Source organism: Candidatus Wallbacteria bacterium (assembly GCA_028687545.1).
Classification (GTDB): Bacteria; Muiribacteriota; JAQTZZ01; order JAQTZZ01; family JAQTZZ01; genus JAQTZZ01.
On record JAQTZZ010000010.1, the window covers coordinates 40221 to 57736 of the forward strand.

The window sequence follows — 17516 nt, forward strand, 5'->3', positions numbered from 1 at the left end:
AATATCTGAGGAAATTGGAAGTGTCATACTAAGTGGGACAACCTGGAGTCATGATCCCTATGACGGTTAAGTATAGAGATCAATTATACTCCTTAGAAAGGAGGTGATCCAGCCGCACCTTCCGGTACGGCTACCTTGTTACGACTTCACCCCCCTTATCAGGCACACATTAGGCACCTCCCCCCCTTGCGGGTTAGGCCAGTGATTTCGTGTGCACCTCACTCGGGTGGTGTGACGGGCGGTGTGTACAAGGCCCGAGAACGTATTCACCGCAACATAGCTGATTCGCGATTACTAGCGATTCCAGCTTCATGCAGGCGGGTTGCAGCCTGCAATCCGAACTGGGAGTGTATTTAAGGGATTCGCTCCACCTCGCGGTATTGCTACCCGTTGTTTCACCCATTGTAGCACGTGTGTAGCCCAGGACATAAAGGCCATGATGACTTGACGTCATCCCCACCTTCCTCCGGTTTAACACCGGCGGTCTCGTCAGAGTTCCCGGCTTAACCCGCTGGTAACTGACGACAAGGGTTGCGCTCGTTGCGGGACTTAACCCAACACCTCACGGCACGAGCTGACGACAGCCATGCAGCACCTGTGCAATCGTCCCCGAAGGGAAGAACGAGTTTCTTCGTCTGTCGAAAGCATGTCAAGCCCTGGTAAGGTTCTTCGGTTTGCATCGAATTAAACCACATGCTCCACCGCTTGTGCGGGCCCCCGTCAATTCCTTTGAGTTTCAATCTTGCGATCGTACTTCCCAGGCGTGGAACTTAATGCGTTAGCTGCGGCACAGAAGGGGTTGACGCCTCCTACACCTAGTTCCAACCGTTTACAGTCAGGACTACCAGGGTATCTAATCCTGTTTGCTCCCCTGACTTTCGCGTTTCAGCGTCAGTTGCTGTCCAGAAGACCGCCTTCGCCACGGGTGTTCTCCCTAATATCTAAGCATTTCACCGCTACACTAGGGATTCCGTCTTCCTCTCCAGCACTCTAGTGATGTAGTTTCGATTGCCAGCCCAGAGTTGAGCCCTGGTTTTTCACAATCGACACACACCACCGCCTACACGCCCTTTACGCCCAATAATTCCGGATAACGCTTGCCCCTTACGTATTACCGCGGCTGCTGGCACGTAATTAGCCGGGGCTTCTTCTTGAGGTACCGTCAAATATCTACGATTTTCACCGTAAATACCTTCTTCCCTCCCGAAAGAGCTTTACGACCCAAAGGCCTTCATCACTCACGCGGCGTCGCTGGGTCAGGCTTTCGCCCATTGCCCAAAATTCCCTACTGCTGCCTCCCGTAGGAGTCTGGACCGTGTCTCAGTTCCAGTGTGGCCGGTCACCCTCTCAAGCCGGCTATCCATCGTAGACTTGGTGGGCCGTTACCCCGCCAACTATCTAATGGACCGCGGAATCCTCAAAAAGTGGTAGCTTGTAAACAGAGGCGTCCTTTTCTCGCTATGGCATGCGCCATTACGAGCTTATCCGGTATTAGCGTTCCTTTCGAAACGTTATCCCAGTCTTTTTGGTGGATTTTCCACGTGTTACTCACCCGTTCGCCACTCTTTTCAAATCACCCTTGCGGGCGACTTGAAAATCGTTCGACTTGCATGTATTAAGCACGCCGCCAGCGTTCATCCTGAGCCAGGATCAAACTCTCCATAGCATATGGAATGAGCTTGTGACTCATTTTATCCGTTTGCATTTTTACTGAATAAATTCAGTAAAAATACATGTTCGCTGATCGAAAGATCATGTCTTTGACATGACCCACACTTAGCATGACACTTACCAATTTTCAAACACCGTGATCCGTTTGGTTACCCTGCTGAAAAGTCTTTCATTTTCAGTCAGTACGGATTATTTTAATCTTGCGATTAAAAACCTGTCAATTACTTTTCTGCTTTTTTTGCGACTTTGACCGTCTGAAGTGTTTTTCAACTTTGACGTGGTGTTTATTTTCTCTTATCGCATTCAAGCTGTCAATTCTTTATATTTTTTTCTTTGACCCGTGACCTTCAAAAATGTCTTTCAACTCATGAAGGTGCATTTTATTATCGCAGTCTGCGATTTCAGTGTCAAATACTTTTTTTTTATTATTTATCCGACCCGTGACCTTGACTGAGGAAAACAGATCGCCTGGCTTTCTTGGAAGCCGTTGAGCCGAGCATTGCAGGGCTTTACGGATTCTTAGTCCCGCAGAAAGCGGGGAACGGGGTTTGCGAACCCTCTGTATGTTTCCAGTATCTTACTATCCAAGGCCTGTGTCAATAATATTTGCGACCTGTGACCTGAGGTGGTGAATGGTGAATGGATGTAATGGCGCTGCTCCACTGCACACTTTCTTTTGATATCATATCTATATTGATAACCTCAATCTTCAATTTAAAGGAACTCAGCATGCAGCAATGGAATCAGATTTTCAAGAAAGACGGGAAGGTTTTCACCAAAATCCAGGAGGACATGCCGAGTCTGGCCAGGCTGTTTAAAAAAAGCGGCTTGAAGCGAATCCTGGACCTGGGCAGCGGGTCAGGCAGGCATGTGGTTTATCTTGCGTCCAAAGGTTTTGAACTGCACGGCCTGGATATCGCTGATTCCGGGCATGCCATCAGCAGGGAATGGCTGAAGCGGAAAAATCTTCAGGCTGAGCTTGCAATCGGCTCCATTTATGAGAAATTCCCCTATTGCGACGGATTTTTCGATGCAGTCATCTCCACTCAAGTCATCCATCATCAGAAAATCGAGAACATCAGGAAAGCAATCAACGAGATAGAGCGCGTGCTCAGGCCTGGAGGCTTTGTATTCATCACAGTCATGAAGCGCAACTGGTTCAAACTCTGGCCCAGGATGCAGATGATCAAACGCAGAGACAGGAAACTCACTGATTTCAAGGTGATTGCTGAGCGTACCTTTGTATTCACTGAGGGCGGCGAAAAAGGACTTCCTCATTATATTTTCAATAAAGATATATTGAAGAGAGAGTTCAAATCATTCGACATCCAGTGGATCAAAGTCGACTCTGAGCGGCGGAACTACTGCCTGCTGGCCAGGAAAAAGTGCCTGTAAGGGTTTTCCACATCGTGATAATTTTTTTGAACAAAGCGCAGATTTCCGCGTTTATATATCAGGGAGCAGAAAATGGATGACAAGACGATAAAACAGACTGCCCTGAAAAACCGCGACGAGGCTTTTAAAATGCTGTTCGACCTCTATTTTGACAGGATCACGCGCTACTGCCTGCATCTTACCGGTGAGCCGGACGAGAGCTTTGACATCGCCCAGGAAGTCCTGATCAAGGCCAGCCTGGAAGAAGCGCTGTATTCGGACGGTTTTCAGATCAGGGCCTGGCTCTACCGCGTGGCCAGGAACGCCTGTCTCAGCTATTTCCGGGAACTGAAGAAGAAATTCCGGTTCCTGAATATGTACAGGGTCGAAGAGTCTAATTCTGAAACAATTGAGCGGAACCTGGAATACGAACGGATCAACAGGCTGCTCTCGAAAATCCCGCCCAAATTCCGCAACGTGCTGTACCTGAGGTTTTATGAGGATATGAGCTATGAGGAAATCGCAGAAGTCGAGAAAATCCCGGTCGGTTCAGTGAAATCAAGGCTTTCCTTCGCCAAGGAATATCTTGCAGAGGTGCTGAAAAATGAGCAGTGAAAAAACTTATACTGCGCTGCGTAAGAATCAGCCGGCAGTCAGGAAAGGCCCGGAACTTGCCTGCCGGCTGCTGGCTCAAGCCGGAAGGATCAGCAGATACCGCAGAATGTTCTGGCTGCTGATCGCCCTGATTTCGGCAGCGGCGCTTGCCGCCGCATACAATGGAAGTGTTTTTACGCTTGAAGTCCCCTCGAACGTCTCCCTTGGGCCCGAAACGGCCTTCTCAGCCGACCCGTCGCTTGCCCTGTACGCACCTGTCAGAGTCAACTATTTCTGGCAGGTGGCCCGGGCGGCTTTTTACCAGGCGCTTTTCGTCCTGATGCTGGTAATTATTTTCACAGAGTTCAAGAACCGGTTTGCGATAAAAATGCACTTCGCCTAGGCCTGGCGGGGTAAAAGCTGGAGGATGCCATGAAACTCAAGACCATCGCCCGCGTATTCGTTCTCTCCTTCCTGATTTTGCTGCTGGCAGGGTTCTGCTTTCATAAACTGATGCTGGAGAAGCTCCTGCAGGGGCTCGAAAAAGGTACGATCGATCCTGGAAAAGAGAGCAGACTGCAGGTGGCTGATTTCATGTACAACTCAGAACAGAAGGATTTCGCAGCCAGGCTTTACGAAGCAGGACAGATTCTCATCAGGGCAGTGCCCAGCCCTGACCGGGCTTTTAACGATTACATGGAAGACAGTGCGAAAGGGCTGGCTCATTTTGAAAGCGCGGAGATCAGGGATACACTGAGCAGCCTTGCGGAACTGATCAGTTCTGACGGCAAGTACATTGCGCGCGTCCTGAGAGGCGGAACCGACGTATTCCCTCCCGGGCCGCATTTGTTTACCGCCACCCGGCTGAGTGCCAAGGCTTTCTCGGTCTATGCCGCCTGGCTGTTCTCGCAGGGCCGGCCGGCAGAAGCGGTGGGCATGTTGCAAAGAGCGCTGTTCACAGGGCTGGCGGTTTCAAGAGGGCAGGGTGGAGAAAACAGCCTGATCAGCGGGATGATTGGACAGGCGATAGTTTCGATTGTCTACAGGCCTCTATCCGATTATCTCTGTGATGGAAAAAATTCCCTTTCCGACGACCTGCGGCAGTCAATGATTGAACTCCTGACCATGCAGGAAAACTACCAGCTTTCCTTTGAGGAATATCTCAGGGCAGAACAGGAAATCGGGGTTAAGTACTTTGAAGGTTTGTACAGGCAGTACCCTGTCACCATGTATATTTACGAGAAAATCTACCGTTACGGCGAATGTTCGGAAGATACTTTCGTGTCAGTGACGAAGCGGGGTATGAGAGCAGAACAGAATGGTGATCTGATAAAAAAACCGGACGAGTTTGGAAAAGCCCTTGATAATTTCGTGAACGGCAATCTCTTCATCACCCCGTGGCTGATCAATTTTCCCAAAGCAAGCATCAAGTTCAAAACCAACAAGGCACTCGGAAGAGCCATCCGCTCGGCTCTGACCGGAGTCATCGAAGAAGATCCCTTTTCCCCGGGCCAGAAACTCAAAGTGCTGCGCAGCGGTGGAACAGTCGAGATTTACTCGGTGGGCCCGGACTTGAAGGATGACGGAGGCGATGTTGTCAAGCGTTCAGAATGGAACACGAATTTTCAGGCCAAAGATATCGGATATCAGTTCCCGGAAAAGAACTGTAAGCTGCATGATTGATTGGAGCAGATCGAAAAGGCCGCCACGACCGGACGGCCTTTTCTGTTATGTTTCGCCGTGCGCTTTTCAGTGAAGCAGCTGTCATACTGGGGATTCTTCTGCTCCAGAAGATCATCTTCGAACTTGATTTCAGGTGTTTTCACTGGAAATTAACCATCAGAAGTTTGGCATCAGATTTTTCCAGCGCTCGATGATGAAGGGGATGCATTTCGCGAACGAGATGCCCATCGCAATTCCTACTAAGATCAGGACTATGAAGAATTCCACGAATTTCCGGTTGGCGACCGGCAGAGCGTGCAGCACTGGCAGCAGCCCTGTCCTGAAGTCCTCGGCCAGATTTTCCCGGAAATCCGCAATGTTCCGACTCTGCAGCAGAATAAAGACAAGCAGGAAAAGCAGCAGCACGACCGAGACATACGCAGGATACTTCACTGCTTCAGGCGCGAACAGGAAACAGCCGAAAGTGACTGCCAGCATGAACAGCAGTGCGCAGAAACTGCAGATTCCGGAATAGAAATAAAACTTCATCAGTCCGGTTTTCAGGCCTTCCACAGTCATCGCATCCGCGGACTTCACTGGTCCGGCAGTGGAAATTGAACTCGCTGACAGCAGTGATACCAAGGATTTGAAGTCAGAATAGGAGTATTTTCCGGAAAAGGTTTTCCAACGAATCTCAAGCATTCCGTCTGAACAGGCTTTGAGTTCCCCTTTATTCTTCAGATCAGAGCAGAGAGTCAGGGAACTTTTGACCATGTTCTTCACTATCCGCTCCAGAGTTGAGCGTTCCAGCTTCTTCTCAGCGTCTGAGATAAGTTTCAGGAATTCTGCGAATTCCAAGGAAGTCAGCGTGATGTGCTGAGGGATTCCGCTCACCTTCCATGAAAAGATGAAAACATTGTCCCTGCGGTTCAGTTCGAAAGGAATTTTACCAGTTTCCGTGCTCACAGATTCTAAATATATATGAAAGTGACGGCTCTGTATAGGCTGCGGTGAATCCACAGCCGGGCTGGGCTTTTAATTATCGAAGATTCCCGTTATCCTTATCAATTAATCTGATTTATTATTTTCTACTTGCCGGGGGAGAGCATGAACAAACTGATAGAATGCGTTCCTAATTTCAGCGAAGGCCGCGACAGCCGCAAGATCAAGCTGATCACTGACGCCATCGAGGCAGTATCTGGAGTCAAGCTGATGGACGTGGATATGGGAGCAGCCACAAACAGGACGGTCGTGACAATTGCCGGACCACCGGAAGCTGTGCTGGAAGCTTCTTTCCAGGGCATCAAAAAGGCTTCTGAAGTAATTGACATGAGAGGTCACCAGGGAGCCCATGCCAGACAGGGAGCCACTGACGTCTGCCCGTTCATTCCAATTTCAGGGCTGGATTTTACTGAATGCATCGAGCTTTCCAGGAAGCTTGCCGAAAGAGTAGGCCGGGAACTGGAAATCCCTGTGTATCTTTACGGAATGTCCGCCACCAGGCCGGAACGGGAAAAACTTCCGGATATCAGAAAAGGCGAATATGAAGCCCTGGAAGAGAAGCTCACAAAACCTGAATGGAAACCTGATTATGGCCCAGCAAAATTCAATGCCAGAGCTGGAGCCACTGTAATCGGAGTGCGGAAATTCCTGATCGCCTATAACGTGAATCTGAATACCACCAGAAAACAGATCGCCAGCGAGATCGGCAGCATCATCAGGGAATCCGGCAAGGCGGCCAAGGATGACGCAGGAGGCAAGATCAAGGATGCTGAAGGGAAAGCAGTCAAAAAGCCCGGACTGCTGAAAAACGTGCAGGCCACAGGCTGGTATATCGACGAGTATAAAAGAGCCCAGGTGACGATCAACATCATGGATCACGTTGAAACCCCACTGCACATCGTCTATGAAACTGTAAAGGAACAGGCCGAGAAACTCGGTGCCAGGGTGACTGGCAGCGAACTGGTGGGGCTGATTCCCAAAGACGCCATGCTGGCTGCAGGCCGCTTCTACCTGGACAAGATGGGCCTGACCAGGGCTCTGCCCGAGAAAGAGGTCATCCGCACTGCTGTTTTATCCATGGGACTGGCCGAGCTGCAGCCTTTCGACATCGACAAAAAAATTATTGAATACCATTTCAGCGCGAAAGGGCTTAAGGATCTGAAACTTACCGAATTTGCGGATGAACTGGCCGGAGAGTCCCCGGCCCCTGGCGGAGGTTCTGTAGCCGCACTGCTGGGTAGTCTCTCCGCAGCGCTCACTTCCATGGTTACAAATCTCACCTATTATAAGAAAGATTATCAGGAATTCCAGAAGCTGATGGGAGATGTCGGTGAGAAAGCCCAGCAGTTGAAACAGGAACTTCTCGAAGCAGTGGATGAGGACACTCGCGCCTTTAACCAGATGGCTGCGGCAGGGAAGCTGCCCAAAAATACCGACGAGGAGAAAGCAGCAAGGGCTGAGGCCCTGGAAGAAGCCAATAAATACGGCATGACTGTTCCTTGCCAGACCATGGTCAAGTCGCTGGATGCGCTGAGGCTGGTGAGGGAAGTTGCGTTCCATGGGAACAAGAACACCATCTCTGATGCCGGAGTGGCTAATCTGTGCGCAATGGCCGGAATCACCGGCGCCTGGTATAACGTCAGGATAAACTCCCCATCAGTAAAGGACAGTGAATTCGTCTCTGAGATGCTGATAAAATGCGCTAAAATTGTCTCTGAAGCCGAGAAACTGAGCTCTGAAATCCGGACGCAGGTGGAAATGGAGCTACCGGGAAGAGTGACACCAGCCTCATCCTGCCCTGGATGCCCTTAAGGTTTGCATAGCGCCTGCAAAGCTTCCCCGGCAGAGTTGTCAGAAATCTTTTCACTGCTTTTTCCGAACTGACCTGCTCAGTCATCAGTATCTCACCGGCTGAACTGTGCCCCTGCACACGGGATGCAATGTTTACTGTCCTGCCGAAATAGTCCAGATTCCGGTTGGACGTCACTGCAATGGTCGGGCCTCTGTGCAGGCCTATTTTAACACGGATATCAGCCCCGGATGTTTCGAACACCTCCTGGATCGCGACCGCTGCCCTGACCGCGTTCAGATTGACGGGAAAAGCAGCCATCACTGCGTCCCCAATGGTTTTGACGATCCCGCCTTCCAGAGCTTTGATGATCCCGGTCATCCGGGAGAAATGTTCCTTGACCAGCGTAAATGCCCGGCTATCGCCTTTAGCCTCGTACATTCCTGTGGAACCCTTGATGTCAGTAAAAAGGAAGGTCAGGCTCCTGATGGCGAAAGAAGTGTCAGGGGAGAGAAATTCACCGGCAAAGAGATCTCTGAAATCCTGCTGTGCTGAAACATAAGCAGCGCTCACCCAGTTATCCCATTGCCTGTCTTTAATTAAAATGAATCCGTCCAGGGCAGGCAACCTGTTCTCGATCAAGATTTTCGCTTTTCCACTGTAAAATTCATCGCCTTCCAGACTGATCGTGCTGTCCTCCCTGACAGTGACCAGAAGTTTCTGGTCAGCACGACGCTGTCCGGAAACTCTGATGGTCTTCTTTCCTTCCATTTTTCCAGGAATGTAAATAAAGTACGAACCTGATGTAAGTTCTATTTCGCGCTCATACGATTTGTCTGGATAGATGCAGATCCCGATCTCAGATGCTCTGTTTTCCCTGGTTTCCATCTCGCTCATTAATTTCAGTTTTTCCCACATGTCCCGCTCATGCCATTCAGGGTAGCTTACCTTGCGGACGTCAGGGTTCACTGTGAAGGTGACCTCCACCTGGGATTCGAAATCGAGTTCCCAGTCGATCTCGCAGAGATCGCAGTGCGCGGTGCGGGTCAGACCCATCAGATGCTTGTGATATACGGGGACTCCTGTGCAGGAGGGGCAGTGGATGTCCCAGTTCAGATCAAAGATCCCGAGTCTGGTGGCAAAAAGCAGCGCCCTGAGCATCTGTACCCGTTCGATGCCGTTCTGGTCAGCCATTCTAAACGGATTGACCTTGTAGCAATCCATGTCTGATCCGGTTGTAACCAGATTTCTTACGGCGGCAAGCGCGGCAGTACTGCAGTCCGAAGTGGATAGTGTGTTTAGTTTCTCTTTTGATTCCCTGGAAAGAATGATTTTCATAAATCCATACTACTGAAAATCTCCATTAAACACCAGCTCCTTTTGTAGCCAACACATCTCAGTTCATTCCTTGAAAACAGCAGCTTTTTTGGATAGGATAAAAAGGAAGGCACTGCTGAGAGCCAGACAATAAATAAATTCCCCGGTTGATGCATTGTCAGGAGGAGGCATATGAGCGGATGGATGGAAATGGATGCAGACAGGATTTACGAACTAGCCAGGGAAAGGGTGAGGGCTCTCAACCTCAAAATCAAGGGGCTGATGCCACCTGCTGACGCCGATCTTTCCAAGCCTCCAGCCGTTAACATCCTCAGGGATGAGATGCATGGCAGAATTGTCAGGCGGGCGGTGATCACGCTCACTTCAAGGGGCTGCGAATGGGCGCACAGCGAAAAGGGCTCCGGCGGCTGCACCATGTGCGGGCATTATCTGGGAACTACGCGCGGCAGGAAACCGGACCCTTACGAACATGCCGAACAGTTCCGCAAGCAATTCGAATCACTTGATCATAATGAAATTGAGTGGCTGTGTCTGTATAACTCTGGTAACTTCCTCAACCCGGAGGAAGTGGACCCTCTCACCAGGGGAAAGATTTACGACCTGATCGCAGACTATCCCAACATCAGGCGCCTGACTATCGAAACCAGACCTGAATTTGTAAATGAGCTCGTGCTGCGCGAACTCAACCAGTATCTTGGCCAGATCGAAGTGGAAATCGGGATCGGGATCGAAACAACCAGCGACCTGGTTCGCGATCTTTGCATCAACAAAGGCTATGGGTACAAGGAATTCAGCGCAGCTGTCGACCTCATCAACTCATATCATCTCAAACCTCTGGCATATGCGCTGATGAAGCCGGCCTTCATGACCGAATACGAAGCCATCTTGAATACGCTCAGTGCCGTGGCGCACGCCTTTGAATCCGGCGTCAAGGTGGTTTCAATCGAAGCCGGTTCCATCCAGGATTACACTCTGCTGGATTATCTTTACAAAGGCGGCCAGTATGAACCGCCCATGATCTGGTCTGTGATCGAGGTTGTCAGGATGATCAACAGCATTGTAACAATGGGAGATTCGGCACTTCAACACCCAAATACACCGGAACTGAGGATCGGGGGTTATGTGTTTTTCCCAGTCCCCCTTAAATTTTCCCAGAACTGCGGGAAATGCAACCAGCGGGCCATGGACCTGATCGAACAGTTCAACCTCACGAATGACATCAAAGTTTTTGAAAGCTACAGCTGCGACTGCCGCGAAGTCTGGATCACCAGGCTCAGGGACCGCAAGCCCCCTTATCCGGTGCGCATAAACAGCACCCTTGACGAACTGGAACACAGAAACCTGCTCGCTGAATTCATGGGGAAGTAAAACTTTTCAGAGAATGCAACTCTTCCCAACATTTTGATGCTTTCTGATGCGATTTTAAACTATCACGTCTTCCTTTGCGGATCTATCATTCCATTGCAGTATCTTGAATGAAGAGCACAAGGAGGAGAAGTGAGTAAGTTGAAATTGTCCGTGTTACTGTTCCTTGCAGTGAGTCTTTCGGTCTATGCGTTCCAGTCAGATGGCACCGGGATTCTGCTGAGAAATCTGCAGGAAAAAGATACTCTTACCCTGCAGAGTTTCCAGAAAGATTTTGCGGTATTCGGAAAAGCAGACCCTGGCTTTGAAGTCACCTGGAATGAAACCCGGGCTGTACCGTCTTCTGTCACCGGAAAATTTCTCAACTGCGACAGCGGTGACCTGATGAAACTATACAGCGCAGCCCTGCCGGATAACCTGATTCTGACCCGGGCAAGGAGCGGGAGCGGACATGAAGTGTTCGAATATGTTTTCAACGGGATCCGGGTTTTCCCGGGTGTATTGACATATACGACAGGAGCCGGCGGATTCATGCTGGCTGGATCTTTCATCCACAATGTGGAGGTCAGGAACAGCTTCAGATACGATAAAGTATCCTGTGAGAAGATCGCCATGGAATATCTGAATCTACAGTCCAAAAGGATGGACACGCAATCAGAGAAGGTCTATTTTGACACAAACAATGGATTGAAATCAGCTTATCTTTTTACGATAGGCGCAGCCCAGCCGCTTGGCGATTTCCAGATCGTGGTGGAAGATGAACAAGGAGAAGTCGTCTACTGCGACAATCTGATGCAGTTTTTTGAGGGCAGGGGTTCCATCTACATGACCAATCCGATCAAATGCGGCGTGACTGTAGAAAAATTCATAGACATCAAAGACAGCGGCTTTCTGAGGGGCAGCTGGGTGAAGATCGAGAACGGCAACAGCTCGGCATCAGCCGCTAACTCCCCTTCCAACGAATTCGTCTATGACACGACTGAGACTCATTTTGACGAAGCAATGGTCTATTTCCACCTGAACCGCATCCACAACTATTACAGGGACACTTTCAATTACCACGGCATGGACAGACAGGTCAGAGCCATAGTGCATTACGGCACTAATTACGACAATGCCTTCTTTTCACCCCTGGGCGGTTACTTCGGCTTCGGCGACGGGAACAAACTAAACGACCTGTCCAGGGAATCAGCCATCGCCTATCATGAATATACGCATTCAGTCACCTCCGACATTACAGGGATGGGCAATTCAGGTGAAGCAGGCGGAATGAACGAGGGATTCTCCGATTATTTCGGTGACACCCTCGACAATGACCCTGACGTCGGCGAGTGGGCCTGCGCGAAGATGGGCAAACCTTATTTGAGATCCTGCAAGAACAATACCCACTACCCTGAGGACATTCAGAATGAATGCCACAAAGACTCTCTGATGTGGTCAGCTCCTCTGTGGGAAATGAGGGAAGCCTTCGGAGCATCGGTCGCAGACGCTCTGATCCATTACAGCCGATTCCACCTCAACAGTCAGTCCAATTTCGCGGACGGTCTGAAAGCCATTCTCATGACCGATGACGAGAAATTCGGCGGATTGCATAAAAACCAGATTCTGAAGATCTTCGCTGCCCGCGGCATCATGCAGAACTCCAAAACCTTCAGTGACAGGCTGAGGGAAAAAGAAATGGTCAGGAGAATATACGGCGGAACCGCAATGACCGGCGAAGCAGATACAAGCCAATCCTAACTCAGGTCAATCTCCAGATGCTTCAATAAAGACACAGCTTCTGGAAGGGAGAATCTGGCTTTTGTGATCCTGCTTTTTGTGGGATCAATGGCATAACCTGCAGCCTGCCTGAAATCGGAGAATGAGAGATCTGCCGAATCCATGATGCAGTCTCTGAATTCAGAATTCCTGAAACTGGCATGCCTGAGATTTGATTTGAAAAAATCTGTTTCCAAGATGCTGCATGATTCGAACTTGGCATTTTCGAGATCCAGGTCCGAGAATCCGCAATTGGAGATCGAACATTTCTCGAAGGAAACGGACAGGAAAAGCTGCTGGCAGTTCCGGAAATCAATGCCCTGCACCCTGCAATCCGTGAATTTCACCCCCTGCAGTCGCGTTGAATGGAGTTTGGTCACCGTGAAATCGCAGTTTTGGAAGGTGCAGGTTATGAAAATGGCATCAGACAGGTCAGCATTCATGAAGCCCGAATTCCGGAAATCGCAGTTTTCAAAGGTTTTTCCGGCAAAATTCTCTTTCACACCGGCTAATTCCTCAAATTGTGCGGACTGGTAATCGGTTTTTGTCAGCTTCATCTCTCTCCAAACTCCTGTTCCTGGTTTATTTAAAACCACAGGTTCTGATAGAATCATACCATAGACAGCTTCTGCAAATGGAGTATTTTAAATGAATTTATTGCCTTCTTGTCTGCTCATACTTATTATATCCTGCTTCCGGGTTTATGCCGCTGCACCAGTCGAAGCTGTGCTTTCACCCTTAACTGAACTTTCGCAGACTTCTGAATCGGCAGCTGATAAAACTCGTGTTTTTTCAGTTCTTTCCGCAGCAATCCTGGAAAAAGACGACAAACGGTTCTGCTCTCTTTTTCAAGCGGAACTGATCCCTGACTTGCCCTTACCGCTGATTGCAAAACTTGCCGCAGAAGCCGCTGATACCGGCACAGTCACGGTTCTTGGACTTCTGCTCGATGCAGCCTCAGATACACTGGAAGTGGACAAAGCAGCCTACCGCGCAGGTGCAGCGGCAAAACGCACTGAGATACTGAAATACCTTCTGAACAGGCCGAACTTTCCGGCAATGGATTTTGACCGGGAGAAGGATCAGAAACTATACTGGCTGCTCCGCGAATCAGGGGACGAGGAACTGCTCAGGCTGATGCTGGGAAAAGGGAATGTGCAGTTGCATATCGACCTGGTGCCTGCAGTAAAAAGCGCAGCACTCGCAAGGGAAATCAAACTGGAAACCCTTGACAGGAGCAAGTATTCCCCAAGCCCGCTCGGCTTCACCAGAAGTCCTGCTGTCGCGCAATACCTGATCGACCAGGGGCATTCCCCGAATCATGGGGAAAGATTCGCGGACACCCCGCTGGCCATGACCTGCAGTGCGGACGTAGCCGAAACATTGCTCGTCAACGGAGCAAAATACAAATCCTCCCCAGAGCACAGCTTGTGGATTTCTCTTCTTCTGCCGCATGTGCGGTGCAAGGAAGTCGCAGAACTGCTGATCAGCAGAGGCTGCATATACGACCAGCCGGATATGGATGGTGCGTATGCGATCGACTATGCTACCCCTGCGGTCCTGACTGTTCTCCTGGAAAAAGGAGTATCGCCTAACATTACTGCGAAATCCGGAAACACTCCGCTTTTCTATCTTTCATATTCCGTAGATAAAGCCCGCATCCTGCTGGACCATGGTGCCGATCCCTTCGCGAGAACCGCAGTTTTTTCGAATGGCCTGCCTGTCGACAAGAGCAAGGGACAGTTCGGACTGACTCTGCTGCATTGCGCAAACAGCGGCGAATTCGTAAAGTTGATGATCGAATCCGGACTTGATCCCAATGTCCGTGGCGGAGAACATAACGGAACTCCACTTCACTCAGCCGAGAGGCTGGACGTGATCATGGCCCTGGTCGAAGCAGGCGCAGACGTCAATGCCAGGGACGACCTCGGGCGTACACCTCTCTTTAACAGTTCGCTGTCTTCAGCTGGAATCAGTTACCTGCTGGAACATGGTGCAGACATCACAGCACTCGACAGTAAAGGACACGGGATCCTGGAATTTCACCAGAACCCTGAAATGCAGGCACAGCTCAGAACAGCCGGAGCTGCCGGCAAAACCACCTCTCTGGAGAGGAACGGCAAGGTTGCGGAAGATCCTCTGCTGTTCAAAAAAATCCTGGATGAAGGCGGAGATATCCTGGCTCCTTTTGATTTCAGCAGTGAACAGGACGCATACCTGAAGACTTTCGACGGGCAGCTCCCGCTGCTGGCTCTGCTGGAGCGGGGACACCCAGGCGCTTCAGCGGAAACGGACGAACTGTACATCGGTCTGATCAGGGAATTCTTAGCCAAAGGCGGGGACCCGAAAATCAAAGACAGTTCAGGCCGCTCGATCCTGATGCTCTACCCCTGCCTTGAGGTCGCCCGGATGCTGGAAAAAAAGGGTTTTGATCCGAACCGGGAAATTGATGCATTGCTCTACAATGCCTTGATCGGGCCAGGCAATGCGGAATTCATCCGATATCTGCTCGACAAGGCAGGTCCGGATGCAAAAAACACCACTTATGCGATCGATATGTCTGATGTCAAGAATGCCACTCCGCTGATGATCTGTCTGCCAGAATACGTGGATCTGCTTGTCAAGGCAGGGATCCCGGTCAATGCAATCGACAACCGCGGCTGTTCGGCCCTGCATGATGCGGCAGCAAATTCCCGGAACTCCAAGGGTACAGGCCTGGTCAAGGCTGTGAAACTGCTTTCAGCCGGTGCAGACCCCAGGCTGGCTGATAATGAGGGAAACACACCTCTGCATAAAGCTGCCGCAGCTTTCCTGCTCACCTGGGAAGAAAGTAATGATCTTGATTTGGAGAAGCCATGGTACAGCAAATATCTGGAATTTCTGGAGCTGCTCAGAAAAGCCGGCTGCCAGACCGGAGCGAAAAACAAGGCTGGTGATACGGCGCTCGACATTTTCAACAGGCATTGCAGGGAAAAAGGCCTGGCCGGGGAAAAGATCGATGAGATTGCCAGGCTGCTGCAATAAAAAGATACTTAAAAGGGCAATGACTTTTTGAAAGTCAGTCTACTATGAACAGCTTTACTCCAGTTTCCGTGTATGAGCGGTGCGGCTCTGCGTTGTCTGCGACCTGGTAGCTCATACCCGGTTTGAGAGTGAACCTGCGCCCGTCCTGCAGTTCGGTGTGCAGTTCGCCTTCGAGGCAGAAAAGTATGTGCCCTTTGGAGCACCAGTGGTCCGCTTGATAGCCGGCAGTATACTCCACCATCCTGACGCGGATGTCCCCGAAGTTGCAGGAACGCCAATAGGCCATGCCCCGCTCTCCTTTGTGTTCAGTTCGCTCGATCTTTGACCAGTCCGTGACGCCAAACGGAATCTCCGACATCTTCACAGGTGCCTCCTCTCAAAGGAAACCATGATTATTTTACATCACTTGATCGGAATATAGAAAAATTAATTATTTGAGATTGTGCAAACCGTTGCTTCACGATTAGAATTACGTCATGGAGGACAGTATGAAATATTTCCCCGAAGTAATCAGTCAATTGGCTCAGGCAGATGTCCCTCTTAAAGGCGTGTCCGCCCGTCTTTCCCAAGGAAATGGGCATCAGATCCTTTTCATGGAGTTCAGTGAGGATGCAGATCTGCCGGAGCACACTCATGAAAGCCAGTGGGGCGTCATCCTTGAAGGAAAATCAGACCTGGTCATCGACGGGGTGAAACATACCTTCTGCAAAGGAGACCGTTACTTCATCCCCTGCGGTGTGAAGCATTCCGGTAAGATCTATGCCGGGTATGCTGATGTCACTTTTTTCAACCAGGCTGATCGGTATCTGGTAAAAAAATCACTCAATAGCAGGTGAAGATGAGTAAAGACAAGAAAAAATTTGTAGTCTTCCTGGGTAATACTCACCAAGATGTCGAATCAATAGTGCGAAGCGATCCCTTTATCGTGAACAGGTATTACCAGTCATACGAGATACACGAACTGATTGAGGGCAATGAAAACAACAACTGGCTTTTGGAATGATCATCAGGCAGAGAACATCTTTTGGTCAGCCTGGAAGTTTTCGCGGATCAATACGCATTGGAGCTGAATCAGTATGCTGAACAAAATCCCTGAACTTCGTTTTGAAAGTCCGGTTGCGGTTCGTTCAACTTTCAGTATCGAGCTTAATGGAGAAAACTTGGAGATTGCGGCCCTGCATCGCAAGTCCGGAGAAAACCTCGTGTTTTTCCTCCACGGCCTGGGAGCTGTGAAAGAGTGTTTTGAAGAGGCATTCAGTTCCGGGTATCTTAGCGGATACTCGCTATTGTCATGTGACCTGCCCGGATTCGGAGAATCAACTAAAAGCGGTACATTCAGTTACAGCATGGAGGATTTTGCTGAAGTTTCCAGGCTGCTGCTCAACAGGCAGGACTATGATTCCCTTCACATCGTCGGTCACAGCATGGGCGGCGCAATAGGAATCATTCTCGCAGGCTTGCTCGATGGCAGGATGCGCTCTTTCGTTAATGCCGAAGGAAATCTCATTGGCGACGACTGCGGTTTGCTGAGCAGAGAGGCTACCAGATACACTCTTCCTGAGTTCGAGTCCCATGGATTCAGGAAAGTCCTGGCCGGTTGCTCAGGCATTGAAAATCAGGGTATGAAAAAATGGCTGGAGTGGAATCAGAATGCATATGTTCCCGGATTTTTCCACAGCGCCCGCTCCCTTATCGCATGGTCCAAAGGTGACATCCTGCTTGAGAGGTTCAAAGCAATGAAATTCCGCAAGCTGTTTGCCTATGGAAGTCACAACAGCGACCTGAAAGTGCTCGGTCTGCTTGACGGTATTGAAACAGCACCTGTCCCTGGAAGCTCTCATGCCATGATGATCGACAATCCGGAAGGTTTTTACTGCCTGCTGGGAGGATTTATTGCTGAAAAATAGCTCAAAAGGCAGAAATTCAGGAAATCCTCCAA

Annotated in this window: 15 protein-coding genes and 1 rRNA gene; 11 read left to right on the top strand and 5 right to left on the bottom strand. The window is 50.0% G+C overall.

All coding sequences use genetic code 11. The features are described from left to right. Positions 1–96: 96 nt before the first annotated feature. Positions 97–1666 (bottom strand): 16S ribosomal RNA (locus PHW04_06820). Between the two features lie 698 nt (positions 1667–2364). On the opposite strand from PHW04_06820, the gene PHW04_06825 reads away from it, so the two are divergent. From PHW04_06825 to PHW04_06840, 4 genes are all read left to right on the top strand, one after another. Continuing rightward, positions 2365–3066, top strand: coding sequence for a class I SAM-dependent methyltransferase (locus PHW04_06825; protein MDD2715589.1), 702 nt, complete (start codon positions 2365–2367; stop codon positions 3064–3066). Between the two features lie 72 nt (positions 3067–3138). Beyond that, the gene (locus tag PHW04_06830) at positions 3139–3660 is read left to right on the top strand and encodes an RNA polymerase sigma factor (GenBank protein MDD2715590.1); all 522 of its coding nucleotides are present in this window, start codon (positions 3139–3141) and stop codon (positions 3658–3660) included. Beyond that, the gene (locus tag PHW04_06835) at positions 3650–4042 is read left to right on the top strand and encodes a hypothetical protein (protein ID MDD2715591.1); all 393 of its coding nucleotides are present in this window, start codon (positions 3650–3652) and stop codon (positions 4040–4042) included. Before PHW04_06830 ends, PHW04_06835 begins: the two co-directional genes overlap by 11 nt. 29 nt (positions 4043–4071) lie before the next feature. Continuing rightward, entirely contained in the window at positions 4072–5322 is a 1251-nt protein-coding gene (locus PHW04_06840) for a hypothetical protein (protein MDD2715592.1), read from the top strand. 156 nt (positions 5323–5478) lie between these two features. Here the strand turns inward: PHW04_06840 and PHW04_06845 are convergent, their stop codons facing one another. Then, positions 5479–6267 carry a hypothetical protein gene (locus tag PHW04_06845; protein ID MDD2715593.1) on the bottom strand — a complete coding sequence of 263 codons (789 nt, stop codon included), beginning with the start codon at positions 6265–6267 and terminating at the stop codon, positions 5479–5481. Between the two features lie 141 nt (positions 6268–6408). On the opposite strand from PHW04_06845, the gene ftcD reads away from it, so the two are divergent. After that, positions 6409–8115, top strand: coding sequence for a glutamate formimidoyltransferase (gene ftcD, locus PHW04_06850; GenBank protein ID MDD2715594.1), 1707 nt, complete (start codon positions 6409–6411; stop codon positions 8113–8115). Here the strand turns inward: ftcD and PHW04_06855 are convergent. Further along, on the bottom strand, positions 8006–9430 hold the full coding sequence (locus PHW04_06855; GenBank protein MDD2715595.1) for a DUF5939 domain-containing protein: 1425 nt from the start codon (positions 9428–9430) through the stop codon (positions 8006–8008). The two genes, ftcD and PHW04_06855, sit on opposite strands and share 110 nt — an antisense overlap. Positions 9431–9601: 171 nt before the next feature. On the opposite strand from PHW04_06855, the gene PHW04_06860 reads away from it, so the two are divergent. Together PHW04_06860 and PHW04_06865 are read left to right on the top strand one after the other, a co-directional pair. Further along, positions 9602–10798: an archaeosine biosynthesis radical SAM protein RaSEA gene (locus tag PHW04_06860; protein MDD2715596.1), complete on the top strand. Its 1197-nt coding sequence runs from the start codon at positions 9602–9604 to the stop codon at positions 10796–10798. Positions 10799–10927: 129 nt separating this feature from the next. Then, positions 10928–12535 carry a M36 family metallopeptidase gene (locus PHW04_06865; GenBank protein MDD2715597.1) on the top strand — a complete coding sequence of 536 codons (1608 nt, stop codon included), beginning with the start codon at positions 10928–10930 and terminating at the stop codon, positions 12533–12535. On the opposite strand, the gene PHW04_06870 is transcribed toward PHW04_06865, so the two are convergent. Next, positions 12532–13110, bottom strand: a complete 579-nt coding sequence (locus PHW04_06870; protein MDD2715598.1) for a pentapeptide repeat-containing protein — start codon at positions 13108–13110, stop codon at positions 12532–12534. The two genes, PHW04_06865 and PHW04_06870, sit on opposite strands and share 4 nt — an antisense overlap. A 91-nt stretch (positions 13111–13201) precedes the next feature. Between PHW04_06870 and PHW04_06875 the strand changes: the two genes are divergently transcribed. Further along, positions 13202–15577 (top strand): ankyrin repeat domain-containing protein, encoded by a 2376-nt coding sequence (locus PHW04_06875; protein MDD2715599.1) that lies wholly within the window; start codon positions 13202–13204, stop codon positions 15575–15577. A gap of 34 nt (positions 15578–15611) precedes the next feature. Here the strand turns inward: PHW04_06875 and PHW04_06880 are convergent, their stop codons facing one another. Next, on the bottom strand, positions 15612–15941 hold the full coding sequence (locus PHW04_06880) for a DHCW motif cupin fold protein (GenBank protein MDD2715600.1): 330 nt from the start codon (positions 15939–15941) through the stop codon (positions 15612–15614). 124 nt (positions 15942–16065) lie between these two features. Between PHW04_06880 and PHW04_06885 the strand changes: the two genes are divergently transcribed. From PHW04_06885 to PHW04_06895, 3 genes are all read left to right on the top strand, one after another. Continuing rightward, positions 16066–16413, top strand: coding sequence for a cupin domain-containing protein (locus PHW04_06885; protein ID MDD2715601.1), 348 nt, complete (start codon positions 16066–16068; stop codon positions 16411–16413). A gap of 2 nt (positions 16414–16415) precedes the next feature. After that, complete coding sequence (locus PHW04_06890; GenBank protein ID MDD2715602.1) at positions 16416–16580, top strand: hypothetical protein; 165 nt, start codon at positions 16416–16418, stop codon at positions 16578–16580. 73 nt (positions 16581–16653) lie between these two features. Then, complete coding sequence (locus PHW04_06895) at positions 16654–17484, top strand: alpha/beta hydrolase (protein ID MDD2715603.1); 831 nt, start codon at positions 16654–16656, stop codon at positions 17482–17484. Positions 17485–17516 lie beyond the last annotated feature (32 nt).

What these genes read in the sequence shown, in the direction of transcription:
- PHW04_06830 (MDD2715590.1), top strand. Translation starts at nt 3,139, where the DNA reads ATGGATGACAAGACGATAAAACAGACTGCCCTGAAAAACCGCGACGAG.
- PHW04_06835 (MDD2715591.1), top strand. Translation starts at nt 3,650, where the DNA reads ATGAGCAGTGAAAAAACTTATACTGCGCTGCGTAAGAATCAGCCGGCA.
- PHW04_06840 (MDD2715592.1), top strand. Translation starts at nt 4,072, where the DNA reads ATGAAACTCAAGACCATCGCCCGCGTATTCGTTCTCTCCTTCCTGATT.
- ftcD (MDD2715594.1), top strand. Translation starts at nt 6,409, where the DNA reads ATGAACAAACTGATAGAATGCGTTCCTAATTTCAGCGAAGGCCGCGAC.
- PHW04_06855 (MDD2715595.1), bottom strand. Translation starts at nt 9,430, where the DNA reads ATGAAAATCATTCTTTCCAGGGAATCAAAAGAGAAACTAAACACACTA.
- PHW04_06860 (MDD2715596.1), top strand. Translation starts at nt 9,602, where the DNA reads ATGAGCGGATGGATGGAAATGGATGCAGACAGGATTTACGAACTAGCC.
- PHW04_06870 (MDD2715598.1), bottom strand. Translation starts at nt 13,110, where the DNA reads ATGAAGCTGACAAAAACCGATTACCAGTCCGCACAATTTGAGGAATTA.
- PHW04_06875 (MDD2715599.1), top strand. Translation starts at nt 13,202, where the DNA reads ATGAATTTATTGCCTTCTTGTCTGCTCATACTTATTATATCCTGCTTC.
- PHW04_06885 (MDD2715601.1), top strand. Translation starts at nt 16,066, where the DNA reads ATGAAATATTTCCCCGAAGTAATCAGTCAATTGGCTCAGGCAGATGTC.
- PHW04_06890 (MDD2715602.1), top strand. Translation starts at nt 16,416, where the DNA reads ATGAGTAAAGACAAGAAAAAATTTGTAGTCTTCCTGGGTAATACTCAC.
- PHW04_06895 (MDD2715603.1), top strand. Translation starts at nt 16,654, where the DNA reads ATGCTGAACAAAATCCCTGAACTTCGTTTTGAAAGTCCGGTTGCGGTT.